The organism is Granulicella sp. L56, from assembly GCF_009765835.1.
Lineage (GTDB): Bacteria > Acidobacteriota > Terriglobia > Terriglobales > Acidobacteriaceae > Edaphobacter.
Window position 1 is genome coordinate 764,438 of record NZ_LMUS01000006.1, and the last position, 26,520, is coordinate 790,957.

Annotated in this window: 26 protein-coding genes; 12 read left to right on the forward strand and 14 right to left on the reverse strand. The window is 58.8% G+C overall.

All coding sequences use genetic code 11. The features are described 5' to 3' along the window. A partial coding sequence (locus tag GSQ81_RS11100; RefSeq protein ID WP_158910809.1) for a glutamate racemase occupies nucleotides 1-568 on the forward strand: 568 nt, incomplete at its 5' end. Nucleotides 569-585: 17 nt separating this feature from the next. Here GSQ81_RS11100 and GSQ81_RS11105 read toward each other — a convergent pair. The 3 genes from GSQ81_RS11105 to GSQ81_RS11115 form a co-directional block, all read right to left on the reverse strand. Next, complete coding sequence (locus GSQ81_RS11105; RefSeq protein WP_158910810.1) at nucleotides 586-1,038, reverse strand: DUF1569 domain-containing protein; 453 nt, start codon at nucleotides 1,036-1,038, stop codon at nucleotides 586-588. A gap of 100 nt (nucleotides 1,039-1,138) precedes the next feature. After that, entirely contained in the window at nucleotides 1,139-1,813 is a 675-nt protein-coding gene (locus GSQ81_RS11110; RefSeq protein WP_158910811.1) for a dihydrofolate reductase family protein, read from the reverse strand. A 367-nt stretch (nucleotides 1,814-2,180) separates the two neighbouring features. Continuing rightward, on the reverse strand, nucleotides 2,181-2,474 hold the full coding sequence (locus GSQ81_RS11115; RefSeq protein ID WP_158910812.1) for a hypothetical protein: 294 nt from the start codon (nucleotides 2,472-2,474) through the stop codon (nucleotides 2,181-2,183). Between the two features lie 421 nt (nucleotides 2,475-2,895). On the opposite strand from GSQ81_RS11115, the gene GSQ81_RS11120 reads away from it, so the two are divergent. The 3 genes from GSQ81_RS11120 to GSQ81_RS11130 all read left to right on the forward strand — a co-directional run bounded on the left by GSQ81_RS11120 (nucleotide 2,896) and on the right by GSQ81_RS11130 (nucleotide 4,687). Continuing rightward, nucleotides 2,896-3,279, forward strand: coding sequence for an EVE domain-containing protein (locus GSQ81_RS11120; protein ID WP_158910813.1), 384 nt, complete (start codon nucleotides 2,896-2,898; stop codon nucleotides 3,277-3,279). A gap of 44 nt (nucleotides 3,280-3,323) precedes the next feature. Continuing rightward, nucleotides 3,324-4,085: an enoyl-ACP reductase gene (locus tag GSQ81_RS11125; protein WP_158910814.1), complete on the forward strand. Its 762-nt coding sequence runs from the start codon at nucleotides 3,324-3,326 to the stop codon at nucleotides 4,083-4,085. A 92-nt stretch (nucleotides 4,086-4,177) separates the two neighbouring features. Beyond that, a complete protein-coding gene (locus GSQ81_RS11130; RefSeq protein WP_158910815.1) occupies nucleotides 4,178-4,687 on the forward strand; it encodes a DinB family protein in 510 nt (169 codons plus the stop codon). 6 nt (nucleotides 4,688-4,693) lie between these two features. Here GSQ81_RS11130 and GSQ81_RS11135 read toward each other — a convergent pair whose 3' ends face one another. From GSQ81_RS11135 to GSQ81_RS11150, 4 genes are all read right to left on the reverse strand, one after another. Then, a complete protein-coding gene (locus GSQ81_RS11135; protein WP_158910816.1) occupies nucleotides 4,694-6,511 on the reverse strand; it encodes an ABC-F family ATP-binding cassette domain-containing protein in 1,818 nt (605 codons plus the stop codon). A 50-nt stretch (nucleotides 6,512-6,561) separates the two neighbouring features. Beyond that, nucleotides 6,562-7,092, reverse strand: coding sequence for a hypothetical protein (locus GSQ81_RS11140; RefSeq protein ID WP_158910817.1), 531 nt, complete (start codon nucleotides 7,090-7,092; stop codon nucleotides 6,562-6,564). Between the two features lie 93 nt (nucleotides 7,093-7,185). Continuing rightward, entirely contained in the window at nucleotides 7,186-7,494 is a 309-nt protein-coding gene (locus GSQ81_RS11145) for a hypothetical protein (protein ID WP_158910818.1), read from the reverse strand. Between the two features lie 82 nt (nucleotides 7,495-7,576). Continuing rightward, nucleotides 7,577-8,347: a DUF4239 domain-containing protein gene (locus tag GSQ81_RS11150; RefSeq protein WP_158910819.1), complete on the reverse strand. Its 771-nt coding sequence runs from the start codon at nucleotides 8,345-8,347 to the stop codon at nucleotides 7,577-7,579. A gap of 162 nt (nucleotides 8,348-8,509) precedes the next feature. Between GSQ81_RS11150 and GSQ81_RS11155 the strand changes: the two genes are divergently transcribed. From GSQ81_RS11155 to secA, 3 genes are all read left to right on the forward strand, one after another. Continuing rightward, a complete protein-coding gene (locus tag GSQ81_RS11155) occupies nucleotides 8,510-9,343 on the forward strand; it encodes a rhamnogalacturonan acetylesterase (protein ID WP_158910820.1) in 834 nt (277 codons plus the stop codon). A 50-nt stretch (nucleotides 9,344-9,393) separates the two neighbouring features. Continuing rightward, the gene (locus tag GSQ81_RS11160; protein ID WP_158910821.1) at nucleotides 9,394-10,002 is read left to right on the forward strand and encodes a hypothetical protein; all 609 of its coding nucleotides are present in this window, start codon (nucleotides 9,394-9,396) and stop codon (nucleotides 10,000-10,002) included. A 97-nt stretch (nucleotides 10,003-10,099) separates the two neighbouring features. Beyond that, complete coding sequence (gene secA, locus GSQ81_RS11165; protein ID WP_158910822.1) at nucleotides 10,100-13,090, forward strand: preprotein translocase subunit SecA; 2,991 nt, start codon at nucleotides 10,100-10,102, stop codon at nucleotides 13,088-13,090. A 56-nt stretch (nucleotides 13,091-13,146) separates the two neighbouring features. Here the strand turns inward: secA and GSQ81_RS11170 are convergent, their stop codons facing one another. From GSQ81_RS11170 to GSQ81_RS11185, 4 genes are all read right to left on the reverse strand, one after another. Further along, nucleotides 13,147-13,731: a hypothetical protein gene (locus GSQ81_RS11170; RefSeq protein ID WP_158910823.1), complete on the reverse strand. Its 585-nt coding sequence runs from the start codon at nucleotides 13,729-13,731 to the stop codon at nucleotides 13,147-13,149. Next, nucleotides 13,728-15,671, reverse strand: coding sequence for a PAS domain-containing sensor histidine kinase (locus GSQ81_RS11175; protein WP_158910824.1), 1,944 nt, complete (start codon nucleotides 15,669-15,671; stop codon nucleotides 13,728-13,730). The genes GSQ81_RS11170 and GSQ81_RS11175 overlap by 4 nt, the downstream gene beginning before the upstream one ends. 2 nt (nucleotides 15,672-15,673) lie before the next feature. Beyond that, nucleotides 15,674-17,128 (reverse strand): sigma-54 dependent transcriptional regulator, encoded by a 1,455-nt coding sequence (locus tag GSQ81_RS11180; RefSeq protein ID WP_158910825.1) that lies wholly within the window; start codon nucleotides 17,126-17,128, stop codon nucleotides 15,674-15,676. Nucleotides 17,129-17,340: 212 nt separating this feature from the next. Then, nucleotides 17,341-19,740 carry a transglycosylase SLT domain-containing protein gene (locus GSQ81_RS11185; RefSeq protein WP_254060128.1) on the reverse strand — a complete coding sequence of 800 codons (2,400 nt, stop codon included), beginning with the start codon at nucleotides 19,738-19,740 and terminating at the stop codon, nucleotides 17,341-17,343. A 414-nt stretch (nucleotides 19,741-20,154) separates the two neighbouring features. On the opposite strand from GSQ81_RS11185, the gene GSQ81_RS11190 reads away from it, so the two are divergent. The 5 genes from GSQ81_RS11190 to cobA all read left to right on the forward strand — a co-directional run bounded on the left by GSQ81_RS11190 (nucleotide 20,155) and on the right by cobA (nucleotide 24,442). After that, nucleotides 20,155-20,778: an RNA polymerase sigma factor gene (locus tag GSQ81_RS11190; protein ID WP_158910826.1), complete on the forward strand. Its 624-nt coding sequence runs from the start codon at nucleotides 20,155-20,157 to the stop codon at nucleotides 20,776-20,778. Beyond that, a complete protein-coding gene (locus GSQ81_RS11195; protein WP_158910827.1) occupies nucleotides 20,775-21,017 on the forward strand; it encodes an anti-sigma factor in 243 nt (80 codons plus the stop codon). Before GSQ81_RS11190 ends, GSQ81_RS11195 begins: the two co-directional genes overlap by 4 nt. A gap of 218 nt (nucleotides 21,018-21,235) precedes the next feature. After that, nucleotides 21,236-22,957 carry a nitrite/sulfite reductase gene (locus GSQ81_RS11200; RefSeq protein ID WP_158910828.1) on the forward strand — a complete coding sequence of 574 codons (1,722 nt, stop codon included), beginning with the start codon at nucleotides 21,236-21,238 and terminating at the stop codon, nucleotides 22,955-22,957. Nucleotides 22,958-23,024: 67 nt separating this feature from the next. After that, complete coding sequence (locus tag GSQ81_RS11205) at nucleotides 23,025-23,663, forward strand: bifunctional precorrin-2 dehydrogenase/sirohydrochlorin ferrochelatase (RefSeq protein WP_158910829.1); 639 nt, start codon at nucleotides 23,025-23,027, stop codon at nucleotides 23,661-23,663. Beyond that, a complete protein-coding gene (cobA, locus tag GSQ81_RS11210; protein WP_254060129.1) occupies nucleotides 23,660-24,442 on the forward strand; it encodes a uroporphyrinogen-III C-methyltransferase in 783 nt (260 codons plus the stop codon). The genes GSQ81_RS11205 and cobA overlap by 4 nt, the downstream gene beginning before the upstream one ends. Nucleotides 24,443-24,445: 3 nt before the next feature. On the opposite strand, the gene GSQ81_RS11215 is transcribed toward cobA, so the two are convergent. The 3 genes from GSQ81_RS11215 to GSQ81_RS11225 form a co-directional block, all read right to left on the reverse strand. Beyond that, on the reverse strand, nucleotides 24,446-25,111 hold the full coding sequence (locus GSQ81_RS11215; RefSeq protein ID WP_158910831.1) for a PEP-CTERM sorting domain-containing protein: 666 nt from the start codon (nucleotides 25,109-25,111) through the stop codon (nucleotides 24,446-24,448). A 282-nt stretch (nucleotides 25,112-25,393) separates the two neighbouring features. Continuing rightward, a complete protein-coding gene (locus GSQ81_RS11220; RefSeq protein WP_158910832.1) occupies nucleotides 25,394-26,188 on the reverse strand; it encodes a response regulator transcription factor in 795 nt (264 codons plus the stop codon). A gap of 3 nt (nucleotides 26,189-26,191) precedes the next feature. After that, nucleotides 26,192-26,518, reverse strand: a complete 327-nt coding sequence (locus tag GSQ81_RS11225) for a PilZ domain-containing protein (protein ID WP_254060130.1) — start codon at nucleotides 26,516-26,518, stop codon at nucleotides 26,192-26,194. Nucleotides 26,519-26,520: the final 2 nt, after the last annotated feature.

A 26,520-nucleotide genomic window follows, 5' to 3' on the forward strand; every position in this document is an offset into this window, starting at 1 on the left:
AGACATCCAGCAAGCCATGCCCATCCCAGTCGTCGGCGTCATCCAACCCGGAGCCGAAGCCGCCCTCGCCGCTTCGGAAGCCTCTCCGACTCAAAAATCAGTCCTCGTCCTCGCCACCACTGCCACCACCCAGTCCCACGCCTACGCCCAGGCGCTCAACACCCTCGGCCTCGCCGCCACCGAAAAGGCCTGCCCTCTGCTCGTCCCTCTCGTCGAAGAGGGCTGGATCGACCACCCTGTCACCGCCGAAGTCCTCCGCATCTACCTCAACGAGGCCTTCGCCGAAGCACCCAACGCCCAAACCCTGCTGCTCGGCTGCACCCACTACCCTCTGCTCCAGCCTCTGATCGGACGCACCCTCGCCGAGCTGAACCACCCTATGACCATCATCGACTCCGCAGCCGCCACCGCCGCCAGCGTAGCCGAATACTTCCCCGCCAACCCCACCGGCGCACCCGCCACCAGCCGCTTCTACGCTACCGATTCGATCGAGAAATTCCAGCGCCTCGGCTCCGCCTTCCTCAATCAGCCGCTCAGCGAAGTCCACCTGCTCGATCTAGGCGGCTGAAGTAGAGTAAAGAACCGCTAAACCCCAAACTGTCTCAGATGATGGTCCAGATGCTTGTACATCCACGCCGACCACTCCTCCGGCGTTAGCTTCCCAAAGAAGCTATGCGGATGCGTCGTGCATCCCTCCGGCCCGGCTGCGGCAAACCGGTCGATCATCCTGCTCAACTGCTCCCGCTCCACCGCCAGGTCCCGCTCATCCTCCACCACCAGCCCCGGAACCGTCGGCGAGTTTCGACGCATGGGTTCGTCTTCCTTAAATGCCATCGGCTTTATGATCCAGCCGATAGCTCGCCCCACCAGCATCCGTGGCGGACACCTGTCGCCAGTGGCCAGCTCCATCCCTCTCGCACAATGCGCTACCGCCTGCGGAGCGTTCATCCTGCCCCATAGCCGCTCGCTGTCCGGCCTCAGCCGCGACATCCGCTCCTTGATCTCTTCCACCGTCTCTGCTTCAAAAAGATTCTTCATGGGTAAGAGTCTCCTTCCTCTATCCGCGAGTGACCTTTGGCGGCCTATAGGAGTGCATTCAGTGTTCCCGTCAGTTGGAAACTGAACGGCAGACATTCCGTCACGGTTCTTCGCCGTTGGGCATGCGTTCGGTCCTTCGGATGACGACGTGAAGTGCACCCTCTCCGGGCGTAGTTGTGTCAGGGGCGTAACCGAGTTTGGGCAGGTCCAACCCGCCGAAGAGATGTTCTCCTTCACCAAGCAAGACCGGCGAAACGGCCAAATGCATTTCATCGATCAGACTAGCGGCCAGGTATTGGCGAATCACGGAAACGCCACCGCCGATCCTGATGCCTTTTCCCTTTGCCGCCTCTTTCGCTTTCGCCAAAGCCGCCGCCGGCCCATCCGTAACAAAATGGAACGTCGTGCCGCCTTCCATCGTAAGGTCGGGCCGCGGGTAATGCGTGAGCACAAAGACCGGCGTATGGTAGGGCGGATCTTCGCCCCACCAGCCTTTCCAGGAATCGTCTTGCCATGGACCGCGAATCGGCCCGAACATATTGCGGCCCATGATCCATGCGCCAATATTCTCGAAAGATTGCACGGCAAAATCGTTGTCGATGCCCACCGATCCGCCGCTCTTTCCGATCACCCTCTTCTGAAAAGTTTCCGTCGGGAAGAACCATGAGTGCAGTTCGTGTCCGCGAAGTCCCAGAGGATTTTTCAAATCCTGTTCAGGGCCTGCTCCAAATCCATCCAACGAAATAGAAAAAGCGGCGACTTTGAGTTTGCTCATCGGCTCCTCGGTCTTTGAATTGTTCCATTCATCCTAAATCGCCGAGGCACCCACCAAAAAAGAGGTCCGGCTTGTTTTACCCGCCCCCATAACAGCAAAATATCTTCAGCACTCAACACAAATGCAGTCATCGAAGCGGCGCTCTCGCGCGAAGTGCCACAAAACGCGTAGGATGGAAGACGTTAAAAGGAGAAGGTTGCATGAGTGCGTCTAGTTCATCGGAGTCGTGGTTGGATCGCTGGTTTCCCCTGCTGGTCATCCTCTTTGGATTGCTCTTTGTCACGTTGCTGGTGTCGTTTAAACCCCTGGGATAAATAGGGGTGCGGCGCAAGCCCTGCCATTGGCAACAATAAAATTTCACAGCGCCTCAGGCCCAGAACGATAAGGGCTCACTCGCCTGCTCTTCCTCGGCAGACTCGGATCGTCTCGCAGCATTGGCGTCGTCCTGTCTCTGACTCTGCCGTTGTCGAGAGCTTCCCTCCGGCTCCCTGCCGACCATAAAACTCTCAAACGGATTCGTCTCACCCTCAATATCCGGGCCGCCTCTCAGCAGCTGGCCGCGAACCTCGGCAGCCCGTTGCGCGGAGGCTGCCTTTTCCGTCGCCCTCGTCGCCGAGAGATCAACCGCATTGAAGTTCGTGGGGTGGCTATGAACGTGCATTTCGCCTCCTGCTGATCGAGTCCACAAAGTTACGGTGCAACTATCGCGCCACATTGCTGCTGGTAGAGATGAGAAAACCCTTATCTGGAGGTCTTGGGACGACATCTGCTTTTCCACAAGTCCTGCCCCTCAAAAACCTGTCAAGCACCCAATCTCATAACTCACACATAAGAAATGAAATAAAGCCGCTTAAAATTGCAAATGAGTTTCCTTCGATCCGCTAGACTGAAATAAGAGATCGAGGAAGAAGTCCCGGCGATCCCCGGGGCTTTTTTCATGGGGCACCACGACAGGAAATCGACCAGAGGTACTAGCCGAAGTCCAGAAAGTCCAGACCTATATCACTTCTTTTGAAGACTTTAGGACTTAAGTACAGGGGGAGGGGTACCTCTTTTCACCCCGCAAGCGAACAGGAGCGAACGTGCCATACCTGCTGAAGACTGAACCGAACAAATACTCCTACGACGATCTCCTCCATGATGGCGAGACCACATGGGATGGCATCGCCAACAACCAGGCCCTGCTCTACCTGCGCAACATGAAGCCCGGAGAAAAGCTGGTCATCTATCACTCCAACATCGGCAAGGCCGCCATCGGCACCGCGAAGGTGGTCTCGGTGGATGCCACCGACCCGAAGAATCCGAACGTCCGCATCAAGCCGGTCAAGCGGCTGAAGCACGAGAAGACGCTCGAAGAGATTCGCCAGTCCGCCGTCTTCAAGGACTCGATCCTCTTCCGCCAGTTCCGCCTCTCCGTCGTGCCGTTGACCGACGAGCAGTACGACTGGCTCACGCTGACCCGCTAACTTGCTATCCTAACCATCGGAATCCAACAGGAGTACATGACACCATGATCGATCTCAAAGGCAAAGTAGCCGTCGTCTTCGGCCTCGCCAACAAGCGCAGCATCGCCTGGGGCATCGCTCAGAAGCTCTCCGAAGCAGGCGCCTCGCTCGCCATCTGTTATCAGAACGAGCGCCTTCAGCGAGACGCCGAAGAACTTGCCGCCGATCTGCCCAGCGCACGGACCTTCCAGTGCGATGTCGCCATCGACGCCGACATCGACAAGGTCTTCGAGCAGCTCAAGTCCGCCTACGGCAAGCTCGATATCCTCGTCCACTCCATCGGCTTCGCGCCCAACATCAAGAACACCGTCCTCCAGACCACCCGCGAAGACTTCCGCGTCGCGCACGATGTTAGTGCCTACTCGCTGATCGCTCTGGCCCGCGCCGCCGAGCCGCTGATGACCGAGGGCGGTTCGATCCTCACGCTGACCTATTACGGCTCTACAAAAGTCTTCCCCAACTACAACATCATGGGCGTCGCCAAGGCCGCGCTCGAAGCCGCAGTGCGCTATCTCGCCGCCGATCTGGGCAGCAAAAAGATCCGCGTCAACGCCATCTCAGCCGGCCCGATCAAAACGCTCGCCGCTCGCGGCATCGGCGACTTCAGCAAGATCCTCAACGCTGTCGAAGAGCGTGGTCCGCTGCATCGCAACGTCGAGGTCGCCGAAGTCGGCAACACGGCGCTCTTCCTCTCGAGCGACCTGGCCAGCGGCATCACCGGCGAGATTACCTTCGTCGACTGCGGCTACAACATCACCGGGCTCTAGTATTCTTTGTCGCTTCGTAGCATTTGTCATTCCGTAGCGAAGCTGAGCAATCTGCTTTGCGCTAGCGTCTGTCATCCACGAAAGGAGCTGAAATGACCATCGCCGAAGTTCTTCTTGAGGACTATGACATCGAGATATCGAACACGCGCCGCACCTTGGAGCGCGTTCCCGAAGGCAGGAACGACTTCAAGTGCCACGACAAGTCCATGCCGCTCGGCAAGCTCGCCATGCACTGCGCGAGCCTGCCGCTGTTCGGCTACTACGTCCTCGAAGACGAAGGCATGGACCTCGCAGCGCCGAAGCGTCCGCATGTCCCGCTCGTCTTCACCACGCGCGAGGCCGCACTCAAGCAGCTCGACGAAGCAGCCTCCCAGTGTCGCGCCGCACTAGCAGCAGCCTCAGACGAGCACCTGCAGAAGCTCTGGAAGTTCAGCTACGGCGAACAGGTGATCTGCAACAACTCTCGTACTTTGACCTTCCGCCAGATGTTCTTCAACCACCTCATCCACCACACTGCACAGCTCGGCGTCTATCTCCGTCTCAACGATGTTCCCGTCCCCGGACTCTACGGCCCCTCCGCCGACGAGGCCATGGCAGGCTGAGCCGATTTAGCCAGCCTTCTCCGTCAACTCCGCCCATCGCGCATACAGGTCATCCGCAGCCGTCTGAGCATCTTCCATTTCGGCCAGAGCCGCGGTCAACTTTGCCGCATCGGTCACAACATCCTGCCGCTCGATCATCTCGCGAGCAGCCTGCAACCGGTCCTCCGCAGCCTCGACCGCAGGTTCAATCCCGGCAAACTCACGCGCCTCAAGATAAGACAGCTTCTTCTTGCCGCCCGCAGCCGGAGCAGCCGCAGACGTAGCGGAAGCAACTGCCTTGCCCGTGGCCCCCGGCGCGATGGCCTCTTCGACCTTCGCGCCTCGCCACTGCTCCCACTGCGAGTAGTCCGAAAATTTCTCCGAACCGCCTTTGCCGTCGAGCCCGAGCACAACGGTCGATACGCGATCCAGCATGTAACGGTCGTGGGTCACTAATACCAGCGCGCCCGTGTACTCCAGCAAACTCTCTTCGAGAATTTCGAGCGTAGCAATATCCAGATCGTTGGTCGGTTCATCGAGCAGCAACAAGTCTGCAGGCTCCAGCATGAGCTTCGCAATCAGCACACGTGCTCGCTCGCCGCCGCTCAATCTCTCGACCGGCTGATTCAACTGCTCGCTGGTAAACAGGAACTTCGTGGCATAGCTCGCTACATGCACCACGCGTCCCTGATAGACGACCGAGTCCGAATCCGGAGCAAGCGCTCGCCGAAGCGTCACATCCTCATCCAGTTCCCGCATCTGGCTGAAGTAGACAATCTTCAGCAGCGGAGCTTTCTTCACCACGCCAGCCGAAGCCTCCAACTCGCCGGTCAGCAACCGCAGCAGCGTCGTCTTTCCACTCCCATTGGGACCGACAAGCCCGACGCGAACACCCGAGGTGATGAGGAAATTTAGCCCTTCGACGATCTTCCGGTCGCCGAGCGTAATGGTTACGTCTTCCAGTTCGACCAGACGCTTCGTCTGCCGCTCCGTCGCAGAGAAATCGATTCCCGCAGTCGCTGTCTGGACACGCGAGTTTACTTCCTTCAACTGCCCGATCAAGTCGTTCGCATTATCGATGCGAGCCTTCGCCTTCGTAGACCGCGCCTTTGGCCCGCGCCGCAGCCAATCCACTTCGATCTTTACGCGGTTCTTCAGCGCATCCTGCAGCTTGGTCTGCGCCTCCATGTAAGCCTCTTTGCCCTCAAGGAACTTGGAATAAGTCCCCTTCAGCCGCAGCAGACCGTCCGCATAGACGCGGTTGAGTTCGACTATTTCTGTCGCAACATTCTCAAGAAAATAACGATCATGGCTAACAAGCACACAAGCAAAAGCAGCCTCATTCAGCAATCCCTCCAGCCATGAAATCCCAGCAAGATCAAGATGGTTCGTCGGCTCGTCCAGCAACAGCACATCAGGCCCGCTTACCACTGCTTCAGCAATGGCCAGCCGCTTGCGCCAGCCTCCGCTCAGCTTCGACGCCTCTACATCCAGCGACGGAAATCCGATTCGTCCCCCCGTCTCGCGCAGCCGCCCTTCGCGCTCTGCCTCGGAGATATGCGCCCGCTTGAGCGCAGCTTCCAACACATCGCGAATCGTCAGGCCGGTGGCAAACTCCGACTCCTGCTTGACATAACCGACGCGTGCCCGCTTGCGAACGGCAACATCGCCCGCGTCCGCATCTTCTTCGGCGGCCAGTACCTTCAGCAGCGTACTTTTGCCCGCACCATTCGGCCCGATCAGGCCGATGCGGTCTCCGTCGGAGACAGTAAATGAGATATCACGAAACAAGGCGATCGCGCCGAAGGCCTTGGTCAACCCCTGCGCATTTAAGATTGGTGGCATCTCTTCAGTCTACCGCGCCTGAAAATGCGTGACGCCGACAGCCAAAGAAGCTACTGCTGGGGCGGAGCAGATGGCTGAACTGCTGCCGCTGGCGGTTCGGGTCGAGTTGGGACGTCTTTGCCATGCTCGGGGTCATAGTCGTGCTTGACCATCCAGGTTTTGAATGCCTCTACCGGCTCCGAGTTCATCCTGCCATTGTGTTCAGCATAGGCAAAGTCCTTGACATCGGTTTCGAGATTGCAGGTCCAGTAGGCATTGGACTTCCCGAATACAGGCATGAGAACGGTCAGCTCCCGGCCCGGCTTCTTCCACTTCGCCGGATAGCTCTCATAGCCGAACGAGGTCTTCAGCTTGTCCGAGCAGGCATAGTTGAAATCGACTCCCCGGGCTTCGCCCTTCTCGAAGAGGTTCGCACGGCCCTCCCCCTTCGACTCGTCGAGGCTTCGCGCGTGATAGAAAGTTGTTTGGTTGCGACCAAAGATGTGGATGCGCAGCGGGTAGTCGGCAGGATTTCTGCTTGCGCCGCTGAGTACGGCAGGCGTGAGAAGAAGGCAAAGAGACAGGGACAACGAGAGGCGCATGAGAACGGGCTCCTGATCAGGCTGAATCTTACCCGACGGCTCGCGTGGCGGCAACTGTCATTTTGTCAATTTCCATGCCGATCAAAATCAGCCCTAGTCGAGATCGAAATCCCGCAGCGGCCGCTCCCCCAGAGGACTTTCCTTGGCCTTCTTGACCGCCTCGGCAAACTTCTTTGCCAGCACATCGTCCTTGTTCTTCTGGGCGTCGACGCTCTGCGCAAAGAGCGAGTCACGGCGCGCATCTGCCTCCCGCAAAGCCTTTGCCGCTTCGCCGAAGTCCTCGAACATCTTCTTCCGGGGAGCCGGCGTATGCGCGATCACCGCGCGCGTCACCGGATCGATCTTCAACATCGCCCCGCAATCCGGACACATCACCTCAAACGCCTCGTCGCTCATCCCCATCGTCCATCACCTCAGGCATTTATTCTAAAACTGTCCACTGAAAACCGCCTGGCGGGGTCACTATCTGTCCTTTATCGCGTGACTACGGCACTGGACTCTGCTGCATAATCACCAGCGCCCGCTGCAAAGGCGTCGACGTTACGGAGACCGCTCCCTCAAACGGCCTTGCCAGGTCCGCAATCGCCGCAAGCGTCACCGCCACCACAAATGCCAACGCCAGCACCTGGCCATAGTGCAGCCATTTCTTGTCGTTCCCCAGAAGACATGAAGAAATCACAGTCGCCATGCCGCCAACAATCAACAATACCCAGAGAACGGTAGGCAGCTTGCTCTCGTGCTGTTCATCGCGCATCCTGCGCCGCTCGCCCAGGTTGCTCATCGCCGTGGTCAGATGGTCCACGCTGCTGGTCTCTCTGAAGGTCTTGGCCTGCGCCGCGATGAGGACCTGCCACATCTGCTCTAAGACCACATCGCCCGCTTGGCTAACGCGTTGCGTCTGCATCGCGGGCCACTCCTGGTTCACGACCGCGTCCGCATACTTCAACGTAAGCGCGCCCATCGCCTCCCGCTGAGGCGATGGCAACCCTGCGGCGATGCGATGCACGTTCAGCAGAGAGGCCGTCTCCAGGGCCACATCGATCTCTGCCGCGCGAAAATCCGTCCACACCGTGAACAGCATGAATCCCAGGATTACCCCATACGTCGTCCCCAGAACGCCCATCTGCCACGCATTGACGTCGTTGATGATCTTGCGGTTCTCGACCGGCCAGAACCGGTTGAGCAATGCGACCAGCAACATGGCGGCCACCAGCGATAGAACGATGGCAAAGGTGCTCTGCCCATAACTCAACATCAGCAATTTCCCCTGACGATATCTTTTGGATTCACCCGCCAGCCTACGCTGAGATTCTGTCCAATGCCATCTCTATTGCGAGCGTGTCTCGTGAAAAGCTTCAAATATCAGAAATATTATTTCTATTGAAATTTATTACTTCGGTCAGCTACTCTTACGGCCATGTCCAGTATCAAGCTCGCCGCCGCTCGTCTCAGCCGCTATTCCGCTCTCCTTCTACTCACTGCCGCAGTGGCCTTCGCGCAAAACTCTCTCCAGCCGCCTCCGACTCCAGAGCAAACCTCGGTCGCGCCTTCGGCTCCGCTGAACCCCAATCTGCCTACAGTCTTCGTCGTCGGCGACTCTACCGCACGCAATCAGGCCGACCTCGGGTGGGGCGACCACTTCGCTCACTCCTTCGACACCACGCGCATTAACGTGGCCAACCGCGCCCGCGCCGGACGCAGCAGCCGTACCTTCCTCAATGAAGATTCCTGGGACCGCGTCCTTGCTGAGATGAAGCCCGGCGACTTCGTTCTCTTGCAGATGGGCCACAATGACGGCGGAAATCTTGACGGCCCCAAGGCCCGTGGATCGCTGAAGGGGCTAGGCGATGAGACCAAGGACGTTACCCTGCCCGATGGCCACACAGAAACGGTCCACACCTATGGCTGGTACATGCGCAAATACATCGCCAACACCCGCGCCAAGAAGGCCACTCCCATCCTGCTCTCGCTCACTATCCGCAATATCTGGAAGGACGGCAAGATCGAGCGCGACATGGGCTACGACGCCGAACTGAAACAATTGGCAGGTGAAGAGCATGTCGCCTATGTGGACATGGCCACGGTAGAAGCCGACCGCCTCGAAGCCACCGGGCAGGAAAAGACCGCGCTTCTCTTCCCCAAGGACCACACCCACACCAGTGCCGAGGGCGCTGAGCTCAACGCCCAATCCGTGGCCATCGCCCTGCGTAAGGCCGACTCGCCGCTCGCCACCTACCTCAAACCGCAGTAAGGAGGACACATCCGTCCAACCTGCGCTAAACTCACCACGAGGAGAGCGCCATGCTGCATCGTCATCACACGATCACAATTGCAACATCGGCCCTAATCTTTCTCTGCCTCGCCCTCCACGCGCAAACGAGTGCCATATCGCAAAAGCCTACCCCCTACAACGACGCCGAAGCCTACAAAATATACGAATCCCTCCTTCCCACGGACTGGACCGTTACTGTAGCTCACGCGCAACGTTTGCTTATCCAAGCCCAAACCGGCAGTATGGGCTTCTGCCTCAAGCCCGATCCTGAATCTGCCGCACTTCTCCAGCCCCTTTTCGACAGCTTCATCGCTCTCAATAAGACCGAGTGGCTCCTCCAACCCACACTCCACCTCGATCTCCCCTACGAATTCGTCTCTCGCGACGATCTGCAATCTTTCTTTAAGTCCGGCGGCGGAAGCTGGCAAAGTCTGGGCGAGCGTTATCCGAACTCCGCCCACAGCTACCTTGTCCTTTCGCCCGTGGCCTTCAACGCAGATAAGACGCTCGCCATCGTCTATATGGGCCATAGCTGCGGGCTGCGCTGCGGCGGAGGCACCTTTCACATTCTAGAAAAAAAGGACGGCATCTGGAAGAACCTGCATTGGAAGGGCACATCCTGCGCCTGGGCCTCCTGATCTGATACCTCCCGCCCCCTGGGACATCTCTGTCCGTCTGCCTCCACACCATTTACACTAGAACTTGGGGGAAAAATGCACCCCGAAGGATACCAGTTTGCTCGATAAAGCTTTTGCAAAAGTCTTTGGCACCAGCAACGAACGCGCTGTAAAGCGCCTTCTGCCAACCGTTACGCTGATCAACGACCTTGAGCCCTCCATCCAGGCGCTCTCCGACGACGAGTTGCGCGCCAAAACCGTCGAGTTTCGCCAGCGCATCGCCGATGCCATCGCCGCGGCCAAGATCAATCCCGAGGACGAAGACGCCGAAAAGGCCACCCGTGACGTTGAACAGGCGGCCCTGAAGGCCATTATGCCTGAGGCCTTCGCTGTCGTCCGCGAGGCCGGCAAACGCGCCGTGCAGATGCGCCACTTCGACGTACAGCTCATCGGCGGCATGGTGCTCCACTCCGGCAACATCGCCGAGATGAAGACCGGCGAAGGCAAAACCCTCGTCGCGACACTTCCCTGCTATCTCAACGCGCTCGCCGGGCGCGGCGTCCATGTCGTCACGGTCAACGACTACCTGGCCAAACGCGACGCCGAGTGGATGGGCAAAATCTACGGCTTCCTCGGACTTACCGTCGGCGTTATCGTCCATGACCTCGACGACCAGCAGCGCCGCGAAGCCTATGGCTCCGATATCACCTACGGCACCAACAACGAGTTCGGCTTCGACTATCTGCGCGACAACATGAAGTTCGAGCTGGCCGATCAGGTGCAGCGCGGCAACTACTACTGCATCGTCGACGAAGTGGACTCCATCCTCATCGACGAGGCACGTACTCCGCTTATCATCAGCGGCCCGACGGACCAGACCACGGACAAGTACGCTCGCGTCAACGCCATCATTCCGTCGCTTGAAGCGGGCGAGTTGACCGAGACCCTCGACACCAAGACCTACACCGGAGATTTCGTCGTCGATGAGAAGGCCCGCGCCATCACCATTACCGACGAGGGCTGGGAGAAGATCGAGAAGCTGCTCGGCATCGGCAATATCGCCGAACCCGAGAACTGGGACCTCAAGCACCACGTCGAAGTCGCCGTCAAAGCTCACAACCTCTACAAACGCGATGTGGAGTACGTCGTCAAAGAAGGCGAAGTCATCATCGTCGACGAGTTTACGGGCCGCCTTATGCCCGGTCGCCGCTGGTCCGATGGTCTGCATCAGGCGGTTGAAGCCAAGGAAGGCGTCGCCATCCGCAAGGAAGACCAGACGCTTGCGACGATCACCTTCCAGAACTACTTCCGCATGTACAAGAAGCTTTCCGGCATGACCGGCACCGCCGAGACCGAGGCCGCCGAGTTCGGAAAGATCTACAACCTGGACATCGTCGTCATCCCGACCAACCGGGTCATGAAGCGCCTCGAGAACTCCGATGTCGTGTTTCGCACCTCGAAGGAAAAGTACTTCGCCGTGGCCGACGAGATCGCCAAGCTCCACGAGGCCAAGCAGCCCGTGCTGGTCGGAACCACCAGCATTGAGAAGTCCGAGTTACTCAGCGAGATCCTCAAGCGCAAAGGCGTTCGCCACGTCGTGCTTAACGCCAAGTTCCACGAGAAGGAAGCCGAGATCGTAGCCCAGGCCGGACGCCTCGGCATGGTCACCATCGCCACCAACATGGCAGGCCGCGGAACCGACATCCTGCTTGGCGGTAACGCCGAGTTCATGGCACGTCAGGATATCGTCCGCAAGAATCTAGCCCGCGCGGTCTCAACTGCCGAAGGCACGATCTCGCCGATCGCCGGCCCTGGCATGGTCCGCTTCTACTACGCCGGACAGGAGTTCGAAGCCACGCAGGAGGCCTGGGACGCCGCCACCGCTACGCACGAGGCGTCGGCAAAGAAGGAGCATGAAGCCGTCATTGCCGCCGGCGGCCTCCACATTCTCGGCACCGAACGGCACGAGTCGCGCCGCGTCGACAACCAGCTCCGTGGCCGCGCCGGCCGTCAGGGCGACCCCGGCTCCTCTCGCTTCTTTCTCTCGCTCGAAGACGACCTTATGCGCATCTTCGCTCGCGAGTGGGTCTCTACCCTGCTGCAGCGCCTCGGCATGGAAGAGGGCGTCCCCATCGAGAGCCGCATGATCTCCAAGCGCATCGCCTCCGCGCAGCAAGCGGTCGAGAGCCAGAACTTCGAGTCGCGCAAACACGTCCTCGAGTACGACGACGTCATGAACAAGCAACGCGAAGCCGTCTATAGTCTGCGCCGTCAACTGATGGGCGGTGTCGACCAGAAGCTGCTCATTACCGACGACTACGTCTCCACAATCCTCTCCAACCTGCTCGACGAGCACGCGCCCGAAAAGGCCCATGCCGACGAATGGAAGTTCGACGCGCTTTTCGCGCAGATCTACGATGTCTTCGGGGCGCATCTCGAAACCGAGATCAATGCCACTGAGATGACCCGCCACGAGCTCGGCGAGGCCCTCTTCAACAAACTTGGCACGCGCTACGACATCAAGGAGCAGATTCTCGGCGCACCGGCCATGCGTTATCACGAGCGCATCGTCATGCTCTCCGTCCTCGACGGCCTTTGGAAGGATCACCTGCTCGCCATGGACCACCTCAAAGAGGGCATCGGTCTCCGTGGCTACGCTCAGCAGGACCCGCTCGTCGCCTACAAGAAGGAGTCCTTCGATATGTTCGAGGGCATGATGCTCCGCTTTCAGGAAGACACTGCTCGTCATCTCTTCCGCATGCAGATCATCGGCCCCGACGGGAATCCCATTGAGACTGCCGAGCAGTTGCAGCAGGCTCAGCTACAGCGTCCCCCGGCCCAGAACGCAGACCCCAACGCGCTTCCAGCCGGTTCGGCACATGCTCCGGTGCCCGTCCCGACAAGGCAGCCGTCCACCACCATCGATGCGCTCGAACGCGAGTTCCAGCAGAAGAAGAAGCGCGAGCTCGAGCTCGCCCGCGCCGCCGGATCCGGAGCGGAGAGCAACGGAGCGACTCCTCGCCGCACCGGAGAAAAAGTTGGACGCAACGACGATTGCCCTTGTGGCTCAGGCAAGAAATACAAGAAGTGCCACGGCGCTGAAGCCTAGTCTGCAACGAAGGCATTTTGCCTCAGCCTGAAGCGGGTCAAAGCTTCGGGCTGAGATCACTCCCCGCCCAGTTTGTCCAGATCGTCCAGCAACAGCTTCGCCTTCGTCGCCAGGGTTGTCGCACCCTCCACATCGCCGGAGTTCAGCGCCTCCTGCGCCTGCTTCCAGAAGTTTCGAACGCGATTGACCTGCGACCGCTGCCTTCTCGCAACCTGTGGGGACAGCCCGTTCAGCCGTAGCTGAATGGTATGGATCAAACTCGCGGCCTCGTGCTGGGCCTCCGGATTGGCTGCTCCCCCGGCAGTTAAATCACCAATCGCAGCTTCATCCGTCATCGGTTCCGGCGTAGCTTCTTCCGCAGGGGCTGTGGTGCTCTTGGGAACCAGATGTCTGCGTTCGCGGTGCGGGCTCGCCGCCGCCGCAGCAATCGGCATCGGCGGCAGATCCACTACCGGCGTAGGAATCAACGGCGGATTCGCCGGAGGAGGTACCGTCACAAGCGGAATCGGCGTCAGCACCGGCGGCAAAACCGGGACACTGGGCCTCTTGTGCAAACTCACGCATCCGCTCAGTCCGCAGGCCAGCCCCGCGCACACTACCGCCGTCATCAATCTTCGCGTCATATCTTCGTACACTTTCAAACGCGCTCTCCCATTCCCTGATGACTGGTTCCAGCGGCAATCACCTTGCGTCCCTCTATCCCTGCTCCCGTCGCAATCGGCAATCGCAGCGTAAACGTTGTTCCCCGTTCCGGAGAACTGGCATCTGCGTTAGACCGCACGTCCATAGCCCCGCCATGCATCTGCAAGATGCGATACGTCATCGCCAGCCCGATTCCACTGCCTTTCGCTTTTGTGGTGAAGTACAGCTCAAAGATACGCGGTAACAACTCCGGCGGTATACCCTCCCCTTCGTCCGCTACCTCTACGATGGCAAACGAATGTTCGCGGCGTATCGTCACACGCATCTTACCTCCGGATGGCATCGCCTGCATCCCGTTCAGCATCAAGTTCAACAATGCCTGCCGCAGCAACTCGGCGTCCACCCGCACTATTACCGGCCCCGCCGGCGCTTCCACAATCACCTGCACTCCATTCTCCTGCATCTCCGCTGCTGTCAGCTCCGTCACCGCGCCCACCACCTGGCGCAGGTCCTGTTCGCGGAGATGCAATTCCATGGGCCGGGAGAAGTCCGCAAGCGTTTGCACAACGCGGTCCAGCCGCTGCATCTCTCCTGCCAGAATATCGACATGCCGCTGCGCTCCGGCGAGCCCCGAAGCATCGCCACTCGCCAGCTTGCTCTTCAATAGTTCCAGATGCACCACCATCGCGTTGATCGGGTTTTTGACCTCATGCCCCACCCCGGCAGTCAGCCTTCCAATCGCCGCCAGCCGACGCGCTACTTCCAACTCCTGCCCCAGTTGCAGCGCCGACTCCGTGTCTCGCAGCGTCAGCAGCGTTCCCATATTGCTGCTTCCGCCTAATCCGTCGCCAATCCTGTCGAGCGAAATCTGCACCTGCCTGCCATCCTCCAGCGTCACGCCCTCCGCGCTTACCTGGCCGCCGCCTGCAAACGCTCTTAATACCGCCGCACCCAGCGCCGTGCTCGGTTCAAAGATCTCTTCCAATCGCTTGCCCACCAGTTTGCTCTCAGGCTTGCTAAGGAAGTAGGCCACGGCATCGGAGACCATCACTGCCCGATGGTCCGCGGTAAACAAGAGCACGCCATCGCGCAGCGTATCCAGCATCTGGGCGAGGTTTGCCTGCAATGCTGTATAGCCTTCCTCTGTGCTGCGAATCTGCTGCCCCAGGCGGTCGATGGTCTTCGACACCCTTACTACCGCATCCTTGCCCGAGTCTTTCTCCTGCGCGGTCTGCAAGGCGTTGCGGTCGGCAATGGTCAGGCTTTCGAGCTTACGGCTGATGACCTCGATCGGCTGCAGCGCAACATTCGCCAGCAACCCGGCGGCAATCATCGCAGCCAATGCGGCCAGCAGCGCGAAGATCAGCGCATCCTTCAGCCACGGTTCGTACGAAGCGCGAAGAAATGTCGACCGCACGCCCACATGCACCATCAGAAAGGGCTTTCCGTTCCGGTCCAGCACCTGCACGATATCGAGCACACGCGGCTGCCCGAAGACCATCTTCATCTGCGATGCCATGCTACCTGCCTGCACGCTCTGCAGGCTCATTCTGTTCGTTGACTGTTGATCTAACGCATCAGGGTCTGTGCTCATCAGCGTCAGCCCATGCGCATCGGTCACCGTTACGTCCTGCACTGTAGGCGAGTAACGCACCACCATATTCATGCCATCGATCAGAGGCTGATTGCTCTGCAAAGCATTTGTCACTGCAGTCTGAAGAGCGGCGTCCGTCTTGTCCACCGGAGGCTGCGCGTGAAGCCCTGTCTCCACCGCCTGCCGGGTCATCAGCCATACTTCATGCGCCAGCACGTCGTTCGACGCCGCCGTCTGCTCAATCCTCTGCCGCAGCAACTCGCTCACAAACAGCGCCGACAGGATGAGGACGATCGCAAACGTCAACCCGGTAGCCGACACCACCAGCTTCGTCTTCAGCCGCATCGCTACTCCGTCACAACAGTAGACGCACTCTGGTATTCCTTCAGCTTGTTCTGCAGTGTCTTCGAACTGATCCCAAGTATCTCCGCGGCCTTCGTCTTGTTATTGTGCGTCGACAGCAGCGTCTTCAGGATGAGTTGCCGTTCCGCCTCGTCCACCGTCGTCCCTACCTCGACGCGCACGGTATTTTTGTCTTCCAGGTAGCGCTGCACTTCGCTCGAAGTCCCGCCCGCATCGCTCTCCACAGCCATTCGGTTGCCCCGCATCGGAGCCGGTGCAAAGCCCGGTTCACCAAAATGTGGCGGCAGATGTTCCACTCCCAGCATCCCCGTACCCGCCAGAATCACCGCCCGCTCAATGGTGTTGCGCAGCTCACGCACGTTGCCCGGCCACTTGTACTGCTCCATCCGCGTCATTAAGGAGTCTTTCAGACCAGCCACGGTGCAATGGTGCCGCTCGTTCATATCGTCGATCATCTTCTCCGCGATCGCCGACACGTCCATCAGGTGGTCGCGCAGCGGCGGCATATGAATATTGAAGACATTCAGCCGGTAGTAAAGGTCACCTCGCAACTCGCCGCTCGCTACCGCATGTTCCGGATCTTTATTAGTCGCCGCGACAACTCTCACATCCACCGGCGTCTCGACCTTGCTGCCCAGTCGCCGCAGCTTCCTGTCTTCGAGCACGCGCAGCAGCTTTGCCTGGGTGCCTGCCGGCATCTCGCCAATCTCGTCCAGCAGCAGCGTCCCTTCCTCTGCCAGCTCAAAGCATCCGGCCCTGCGCTCCAGCGCTCCTGTAAACGCGCCCTTCTCGTGCCCGAAGATCTCGCTCTCGATCAGCGTCTCGGGAATCGCCGCACAGTTCACGGCGACGAAAGGCTTCAGCCTGCGCGAGCTGAGATCATGCAGCGCTCGCGCCACCAACTCCTTGCCCGTCCCGCTCTCTCCCGTCACCAGCACCGAGACGTTCGACGGAGCTACACGCTCGATCATGTTGAAGATGTCCTTCATCTGCGGCGACGACCCCACCAGTGGCCCGAGCACGCCCGTATCCCGTAACTGGCGACGCGTCGCCTCCAACTCAACATCGGCCTCGCGCTGTCGGCTCGCATTATGCAGAATTGTCCGCAGCCGCACCGGATCGACCGGCTTGGGGATGTAGTCATACGCTCCCATCCGCATCGCTTCCACGGCCGACTCAATCGACCCCTGCGCCGTCAGCATCACCACTGCGATCCGCTGCGGCAGCTCGCCGATGCGGTTCAGCAACTCCATGCCGTCCATCCGCGGCATCTTCAGGTCGGTCACCACAATCGCCGGAGCCCACTCCACCGCCCGCTCCAGGCCCTCAATCCCATCCGCCGCACACTCTGCCCGATAGCCCCAGCTTTCGATCAACTCCGTCAAGCCACTTCGTGCGTGTACTTCATCTTCAACAATCAGAACTTTTTCCGAGCTCATACCGACCTTTCAATCTTTGGCATCGATACTTCCTTGGATGCACACCCACGTCCCAGTGTATCCATTCCAGCCAGCAAAAATTGCAGGGCCACTTTCACATTTTTCTGTAAAAGGGACATTTCACCACAAGTCATGGGCGAAGTTACCAAAGATTTGAAGCAGCCGCCATTCTGAACTGCACCTTCGGATCATGCTGTTGCTGATCTCTGACACTAGCTTCCCGGATACAGAATCCGGTACATCTCCCGGTTCCGCAGAATCGCCTGCACATACTCCCGCGTCTCCGAGTAAGGAATGGACTCCACAAATTCCGGAATGTCCTTGTAGTCATTGCTCGACATCCACCGACGAATCGGAGTGTCGCCAGCGTTGTAGGCTGCCAGCGCATACTCCTTTTGCCCGCCGAACCTGTCCAGCACCTGCCTCAAGTTTATTGTGCCCAGCTCAAGATTAACCTTCGCGTTCAGCAGATCGCTCGTATTGAAGTGTCTGATCTTTTGCTTCTTCGCCAAGGACTTGCCGACCGATGGCAGCAACTGCATCAACCCATACGCATTCGCCCGGCTCACGGCACCGGCATTGAACTCCGACTCCTGCCGAATCAGTGATGCCACGAAGTAAGGATCGAGTCCATTTTTCTTCGACTCCGCTACCAGATCCGGCCAGAAGGGTTGCGGAAATAGAAGGTGCCAATAGAGCGTCGGCACCTGGTCCACCGGCAGCGAGTAGAACGAGATCCCGCTATGCTTCATGGACTGCACCGACCGCGTGTACTCCCCATAGGAGGCATAGATCTCGGCCTCCGCCAGCGCTCCCCACTCGCTCGATGTCTCGCTAGCCTGAATCTCCGGCCCGATGTACTCGTTCAGCGCCGCATTCGCCAGCAACCGCGCTTTGATGAGATGGGTGTCATTCTCCGGCAGTTCGCCGGTAAGCTCCGGCACATCCAGTTGCGGAACCGCACTCAACACCGGCGAAGGAGCCACCGCTGGCTGGTCTCCCAGCACCTTCAGCCGCTGCCGCGCCAGGTTCGCGTAGTAGAAATTGGTGTACGTCGTCGCCAGCGTGCGATAGTAGTTCACCGCCTGGCCAAAGTTATGCTCCTCGTCCTCGTAGATGCGCGCTCGCCAGTACAACGCGCTCGAAACCTCAACGCCTGCGGGGTACATCTGGATCTGCTCGTCCATCAGCCGCGCCGCCTCGGCATAGTTGCGCAACCTGTAGTTCATCCACGCCGCGCGCCAATGTGCCGACGGCGCATAGGCGCTCTGGGGGAACATCTTCACCAGCATGGAGTAGTGATACGTCGCCTGCTGCGCATTGTGCTTCAGCAGGTACATATTGCCACCCGAATAAAGCGCCTCCTCGAGCCACCGGCTCTTGGGAAACCGCTGAACCATCTGAGCGATCAGCGCGTCATGCCCGGCCTCGTCGTCCTCGTCACGCGAAAGCTCCGCCAGCAGGTACAGCTTGAGTGCCGCGCTGTCTCCCGTCGTCTCCGGCAGCGCCTCCACCTGCTTGCGGCTGATGCGCTTCAGCTTCATGTCGCACACGGCGGAATAGATCTTCAATACGTCGAGATCGCTTGCGCTCAACCCGGCGCTGTTGCTCGCGATGGCATGGTACTCATCGCTGGCGGCGGAATATTGCTTGGCGTCGAAGAGTTGGTCGGCATGGGCCTTGCGTTCGGCCGCCGTGAGCGGCACTCCCATCGCCACTAACTGCGTCCGCGCCTGCCCTGCCTCAAAGCTCAAAGGCTGCTTGAGATAGATGCCGCGAAAGATCACCGCCGCCCGCGCCGTGTCATTCGACATCTGGTACGCCCGTCCCAGGGCATAGCGAAAACCTACATGCGATGCCTGCGGCGTATCTTCGAGCGGCTGCAGCACCTTTAAAGCTGCCTGCGGATTGAGTTGCTGGAGGTAAGCGTTGGCCAGCAGCACTGGGGCGTCGGCGTTGAAGATGCTCCCCGGATGCCGCTCGGCGAAATTGTTCAGCAGAGCATATGCGTCCGCTCCGTGACCTGCTTGCAAGGAGGCCTGTGCGCCGAGGTAGTCGGCATAGTCGTCCAGTGCCTTCCCGCTCTGGTTCGCCTGGCGGTAGGCATTGGCCGCATCGTCATATTTATGGTCCAGCATGTAGGCGTGACCCAGGGCCAGATATGCGGCAGCCGCTCCCTCACCCGGATGCGACCGCGCATAGCTCTCAACCCCCCGGTACGCTGCCACGGACCGGGTCGCCGTCAACTGCTGCGCCATCGGCCGCAACTGCTCGGTCGCATGAAACGCGCTGGTCAGCTTGATGCTTCGGGCCGTGGCTTTGGGAGCGGGATGATGCCTTCTGTGCGCGGCAGATCTGCTGTTGGCTGGCCGCCGTCGACCCGAGGCAGAGGTATGTGCCCCTCGCCTTGTGGTCTTCGCTGCCGCCCGCGTTGAGCTTTTCTTTCCCCTGGCAGCGCTTTTTTTCTCTTTGGAGGAGGTCTTCTTTTTAGACGCTGTCTTCTGAGCGGTTTTGAAATGGGCGTGACTGGGCGATTTCGCCGTCTGCGCCACCGCGCCGTCACCCATGACAACCATCGTTCCAACCAGCAGAAGACCAATCAAAGCCGTCAATGAAACTCGGGCACAACGACGCACGATCAATTCGTTCTTAATTTCACCCACCTGTCTACTCTAAGCTGCGTACGCTCCCGCAGGGTCGCCACGGTGTAAGGCAGAATCACGCCAGGTACGCCAATGGCGAATGCAACGCCTCGACGCCGGAAATCGCAATCAACGAGAAAGCTGCCTCAAATCAGCCACTTACGCTGAGAAAGCAAGTTCGCAGAAATTACAAGTTTGCCCATGCCTGCTTGCTCAACTCAAGCATCGATCTGAAAATAAAGACCTTGCCCCAAGCGATATCGAGAGGTCTACCCTTTATCGGCTTCAGGAGCCGCCCGCATTGCTCTACCCCACCACTGCATTTACTATGATGCAAGTAACCGGCTTTTAATCAGCATCTCTGTTTTTGGCACCCTTCTGCACATGTCAGCCATCCAATCCCCAGCGACGGAAGAAATTCATCCCGATGTAGCGCTTGTAGCACGCGCGAAAGCGGGAGACACGACTGCCTTCGAGCAGCTCGTGCGGCAGTACGAACGCCAGATCTTCCGGGTAGCGCAGCATATTACTCAAAACCGTGAAGACGCCGAAGACATTACGCAGGACGCATTCCTCAAGGCTTACGAGAAGCTGGAACAGTTCCAGGGAAACTCCAAGTTCTCGACCTGGCTCGTCCGCATCGCGGTCAATGAGAGCCTTATGCGGTTGCGCAAGCGCAAGACCAGCAAGACTGTCTCGATGGACGCCGATGTCCAGACCGAAGAGGGAGCAATCCCAAGAGATTTCGCCGAATGGCGACCCAATCCTGAACAGAACTACAATCAGGCAGAGCTGGCCGAGATTCTCCGCAAAACAATCCAGGGCCTTCCCCCCGGTTTTCGCACCGTCTTTACCCTGCGTGACATTGAAAATCTCTCCACGGAAGAGACTGCGGAGGCACTCGGCTTGAGCGTTCCCGCCGTCAAATCGAGGCTGTTGCGCGCGCGCCTGCAGCTACGCGAGCGTCTCAGCAGATACTTCCACAAGAAGGAGGGTCAGCCAGCATGACCTGCACCGACTTTCTCAGCCAGCTAACCGATTATTTCGACGGCCAGATCAGCCCCGAGCTGCTCGAAGAGGTTCGCGCTCATACCGCCGGGTGCAGCCACTGCGAAGTGGTTCTCAATACCACCCGCCAAACCATTGAAATCTATCGCGGTAACGAGGTCTACGAGGTCTCGGACGATTTCCGGGAACGCCTCCACTCCGCCATTATGCGGAAATGCGGTCAAAAGGCGAGTGCGTAGGCCCTCTTTTTCTTGACGCATGACAAGGCTCCGACTATCCTAATATCAATGGCGATACCTTGCGCAGCCTGTTGTTGCATGTGTTGTTGCGACTCTGTGCGCCCTCGCCTTTGCCCCGCTTCGTAGACTGATCCAGCAAGTCCCGAGCACCTCAGCAAAGTCATAAGCGCCCACGAACCTGGTGGGCCCTTCTTATTTCTGCTTCACCAAAGGAATCTATGACCACCCCTTCCGCCCCCGTTATCAAAGAGACCAAAGCCCAGAAGACAGAGCGCCTCAAGCTCGCCAAGAATCCCTGGGAGGCCTTTGATGAGATCCGCCAGTTCGCCCGTGACGGCCGCGATTCCGTCCCCGAAGAGTGGGCGCTCTACTTCCGGTGGTGGGGAGTCTACTCTCAAGGCGACGGCCTCGGCCTGGCCGGTGGCAAAAATGGCGAGGGGAAAGCCACCGAGTTCTTCATGCTGCGCATCGGCCTGCCTAACGGCCTGCTCACCAGCCACCAGCTCCGAGTCATCGCTGGTATCACAAAAAAGTTCGCCCGTAATCTGGCCGACATTACCACTCGTCAGAACATTCAGCTTCACTGGCTCACCATCGCCGATCTCGTCGAAGTCGTCGATACTCTTACCGAAATTGGTCTCTCCCCCAAGGGAGCCTGCGGCGACGTCGTCCGTAACGTGACGGGCTGCCCCCTCGCCGGAATCAATCACGACGAGCTTATCGACGCCGCACCTCTTGCTGTCGAAGTAGCGAGAACGCTTACGGCCAACAACGCTTTCGTTAATTTACCCCGCAAGTTCAAGATCTCCGTCTCGGGCTGCCCTCTCTGGTGCAACTACCCCGAGATTAACGACGTTGCTCTCACCGCCATCAAGCACCTTGTAGACGGTAAAGAAGAAGTCGGCTACACCCTTCGCGTCGGCGGTGGTCTCTCGACGGAACCGCACATCGCTGCGCGCATTCCCGCCTTCATCCGTCAGGATCAGGCCCTCGCCACCGTCATTGCCGCTGCAGAGATCTTCCGCGACGCCGACGTCCTCCGCGAAAACCGTGCAAAGGCGCGCTCCAAGTATCTCTTCATGAAGTTCGGCTGGACGCCTGAGTCCTATCTTGAGGCTCTCGAAGCCAAGCTCGGCTACAAGCTGATTCCTTCGCCCGCAGAGGACGAGAATATCGCCGACGACATCTATCGTGACCACATCGGGATCACCCAGCAGCGTCAGCCCGGCCTCTCCTCGGTCGGCGCCAGCGTTCTTCGCGGAAGGGTCACTGGCGACCAGTTGCAAAAGCTTGCCGATCTCGCCGACAAGTACGGCAATGGTCAGCTTCGCGCAACGATCATGCAGAACATCATCATCGTCAACGTGCCCAACGAGATGACCGCTGCCCTTGTCATCGAACTGAACACGCTTGGCTTTCTGGTCGATGTCTCGACCTTCTGGCGCGGCGCCATCGCCTGCACAGGGACCGAGTTCTGCAAGCTCGCCATCACCGAAACCAAGGGCTTTGCCAAGTGGTTGGTCAGCGAGATGGAAGACCGTCTCCCGGGCTTCGATCAGCAGATCAAGCTACACGTCACCGGCTGCACCAATAGCTGCGGCCAGCATTGGATCGCCGACATTGGTCTTGAAGGCAAGAAGATCAAGAAGGACGGCAAGCTCGTAGATGCCTTCCAATTCTGCGTTGGCGGAGCCGTTGGCAAGTATGCTCGCACCTCTCGTCCCCTGGGCTACCGCGCGGCTGCAGAAGACGTACCCGATGCCATCGAGCGCTTGCTTCAGGCCTATCTGGCTGATCGGCAGGCTGATGAAGACCTCCGGGCCTACTTTGCGCGCCACGATGACAACACGCTCCGCGCATTGCTGAACGGCGAGGCCATCGATGCGGTTGAGCGCGATGCACCCCCTGTCGGTGCGGGTCGCCTCGCTCCGGGCGAGTAGGACATTGCAGACATCGGGACATTCGCTATAGGTTTCTATGTCTCCGCTATCATCAAAGGAAGATATTATGTCCCTCTTTCCCATCTTCCTCAAGCTCGCTGCTCGCCCATGCGTCGTGATTGGTGCCGGGCATCTGGCTGAATCCAAGATCGAATCTCTCCAGGCCGCGAACGCTCAAATCACGGTTATCGCTCCAGAGGCCAGCGAGCGCATTCAGAACCTAGCCGCCGCTGGGGAGATTAAGTATCAGCAGCGTCCTTACGCCGATGGCGACCTGACGGGCAGCTTTCTGGTGGTGGCTGCGACGAATGTTCCCTCGGTAAACCGTGCCGTCTTTGCGGAGGCGACCGCAAGAGGCGTCCTATGCAACGCCGTGGACGATCCACCCTTCTGCGACTTTTATTTTCCCTCGGTGGTTCGCAGAGGCGATCTTCAGATTGCTATCTCGACCGCCGGTGCCAGCCCTGCTCTCGCTCAGAAGATACGAAAAGACATCAACGCACAGCTTCCTCTCGATGCAGGAGAATGGCTCGCTGACCTCGGCAATCTGCGTCGCGAGGTCGTCGCTGCCGAGCCGCTCAATGACGAGCGCAAGTGGCTTCTTCACCAGCTCGCACAGCGCGAAGTTTGCGGCTACGACGAATGCCCCTCTCGCCTGCTGGCTCGCGAACACGCCAAGATCAACCCGCCGGAAGACAAAGCTTGAGCGGCCACGAAGAAGCCGGGATTTCGCCGATCTCATCCTCATCTCGAACGAGGCAGTCAGCGGCTGAGCGTGGTCATGTGTATCTTGCCGGAGCGGGTCCTGGTGATCCTGACTATCTCACCCTGCGTACTGTTCGGCTCCTTGAGACGGCAGACCTTATTCTTCCCGATGATCTTGTCTCCGATGAGATTCTAGCCCTGGCGCATGAAGGGGCAGAGATTATTCCTGTCGGGAAGCGGTGTGGTCAGCCGCGTATCACCCAGGCCGAAATCCATGTTTTGATGATCGACGGGGCGCAGGCAGGCAAATCGGTCCTGCGTCTCAAATCCGGCGATCCTCTTATCTTCGGTCGCGCCGGGGAAGAGATCCAAGCGCTTCGCGGTGCCGGTATCCCCTTTGAGATTGTGCCGGGTATTACCACAGCCTTTGCCGTTGCCGCTGGACTGCAGACGCCGCTCACCGATCGCAGTTCGGCATCGAAGCTGATCCTCGCCACGGCACACCATGCAGCGGGCAAGGTACAGCTCACGCCGAAGTGGACAGGAGCGTTTCCGCCAGATGCAACCCTTGTCATCTACATGCCGGGCCGTAACTTTCGCGCGCTTGCCGATGATCTGATCGAGTCAGGTATCGCTGCCGATACGCCTTGCGTTGCCGTCTCCAAGGCATCCACCGATGCAGAGCAGGTCCATGCCGCGACCCTCGGATCGATCGACGATGCTGCTGTTGGGCCTGCACCGGTGATACTGCTTATCGGGCAGGCCATTCAGGTTGGTTGAGCTTTAGCCCTTGATCCGGCGGCGTACGATACCCGCTGCGCCGATAAGGCCCGTCAACAGCAGTGCAAGGCTCTCCGGCTCGGGAACAGGCACGATGACCGGAGGCGGAGTAGAACCACCAGGAGGCTTGTTTCCGCCCGGAGGAAGATAACCACCTGGAAATCCTCCCGGTGGGGAGTAGAACGGTGGCCCCGAAGTGGGATTGTCGGGTGTGACACCTGTATCTGTATAGGACGGCGGAACATTGGATGCGATCAATTGTTGATCGTCGGAGTTTTCCACCGGTAGAAAATCAAGAGAACGCTGAGAAGCAAAGTCTCCCGGAGTCTCCTCATTTATAACCGGCTCGTCGGAATCTCTCTCGGGCAATACGCCACAGGCCAGATTGTAGCGGCGAAGAACCTCGGCGCGGGTCATTCGCGGTCTGTGCGGATAGGGACGATGCGGCCTGGCGACGGGCTTCGGCTTGACGTAGCCCGCCAGCTTCATGCGGGCATAGCGCTCCGCTCTGAGCTTCGCACGGCGCAAACGAGCCACTGCCTGAGAATGCTCGAGCTGCTGTTTATAGGCGATGAACCATCGTTGGCATTCCGTCGACGCACGAACGCCTGTCGCCGATCCGGTCACCAGAAGCACGATCATCAGAAGCAACAGCGTTCGTCGCCGCATTGAATTGCCCTAAGCGAGATGTCGCTTGATAGGACATAGAGCAATTCAAATGCCAGAGTGGGTATTTCCTTATATATCTACGATTATGGATAAAAACTGAGGTTCCACCAGAAATGTAGAAACAACTTGGGCAACAAATTTCTCAAATAGGTCACTTCGATGTGACAAGTTTTGCCTACTTGCTAACGAATGCACATAATGACCAACCCGCTGCAGAGAATCCAGAAAGGTACCCCCTGGCATCTCGCGGGCAGAATTTTTGTTTTCAGGCAGTTGGTGCGGCTACATCTTGGCGCGCAGTGGCTGCGATGGCTCGGTTGCTATCCCAGCGCTGTTCAGCTCCTGGGTGTATTTCTTCAGCAGTTCGTGATGCAGGCAGTAAAGCGCAAGCTCCAGACGGTCGGAGACGCCTAATTTGTCGTAGATCTTACGAAGATAGTTCTTGATGACCTGCTCGGTCGTGCCGATCTGGTATGCAATCTCCTTGTTGCGCATACCGCGGGTGATGCAGCTAATGATGGCCAGCTCCTTCTTCGACAGCTTGGGCTGGACCTTGGGGTCGGTGAGCGAGGTCGCCTGGGCACGATAGGCCTCAATGACCCAGCTAATGGATTGATTGTCGATCCAGGTCTCGCCGTCGGCAATCTTGCGGACGCATTTGACCAGAAGATCGGGGGAGATGGAACGCGGCACCACACCACGGACTCCGCGGCGGTAAAGCTCGACCGTGTTGGACTCATCCGCCTCCGAGACCTGGACGATCAGCTTGGCGTCCGGATGCTGACGCACCAGTTCTGGAATGGCGTCGATAGTTCCGGCTATTAACTGGCCTTCTAGGACGACGACGTCGGTGGGGTAGCGCTGCAACGCGAGGTAGAGGTTATTGAGAGTTTCTACCTGGGCGACGACCCGGATGTCGTCCTCGAGAGCGAAGATCTTGCGGATTCCAACACGGTAGATGGCTTGCGAATCGGCCAGAACGACGCGAATCCCTGTTGGGTTCGCGCTCTCCTGAAGAGCATTCTCCTCCGGTACGTCGTCCTCACTCCGGGTTTTGTCAAAATGAACAACCGTCATAAATCAGGCCTTTAGAAAATATTCGTCGATCACAGCAGCGGCCTTCTTCTCACCATTCTCTACGGAGTGGCGTACCACGCGGCCCCGGCAATGGATGGTGACATCGGTAGCAGAGCCCATTACCGCCGAGGGCATCGTAATAGTGAACTCAATTTTACTGTCAATCTTGGGAAGGTGGTCGCTGACAAAGAGCAGGCCATTCGCAGAGATATTCTCGGTCACTGCGTCAATGTCTCCGTCCTCAGTACAGAGGTGGATGGCCAGTCTCATAGGAAAACGGACTGCGTTGCGAACTGGATTGTCTCCATTCGTCCTGGGCCGCTGACTCACAC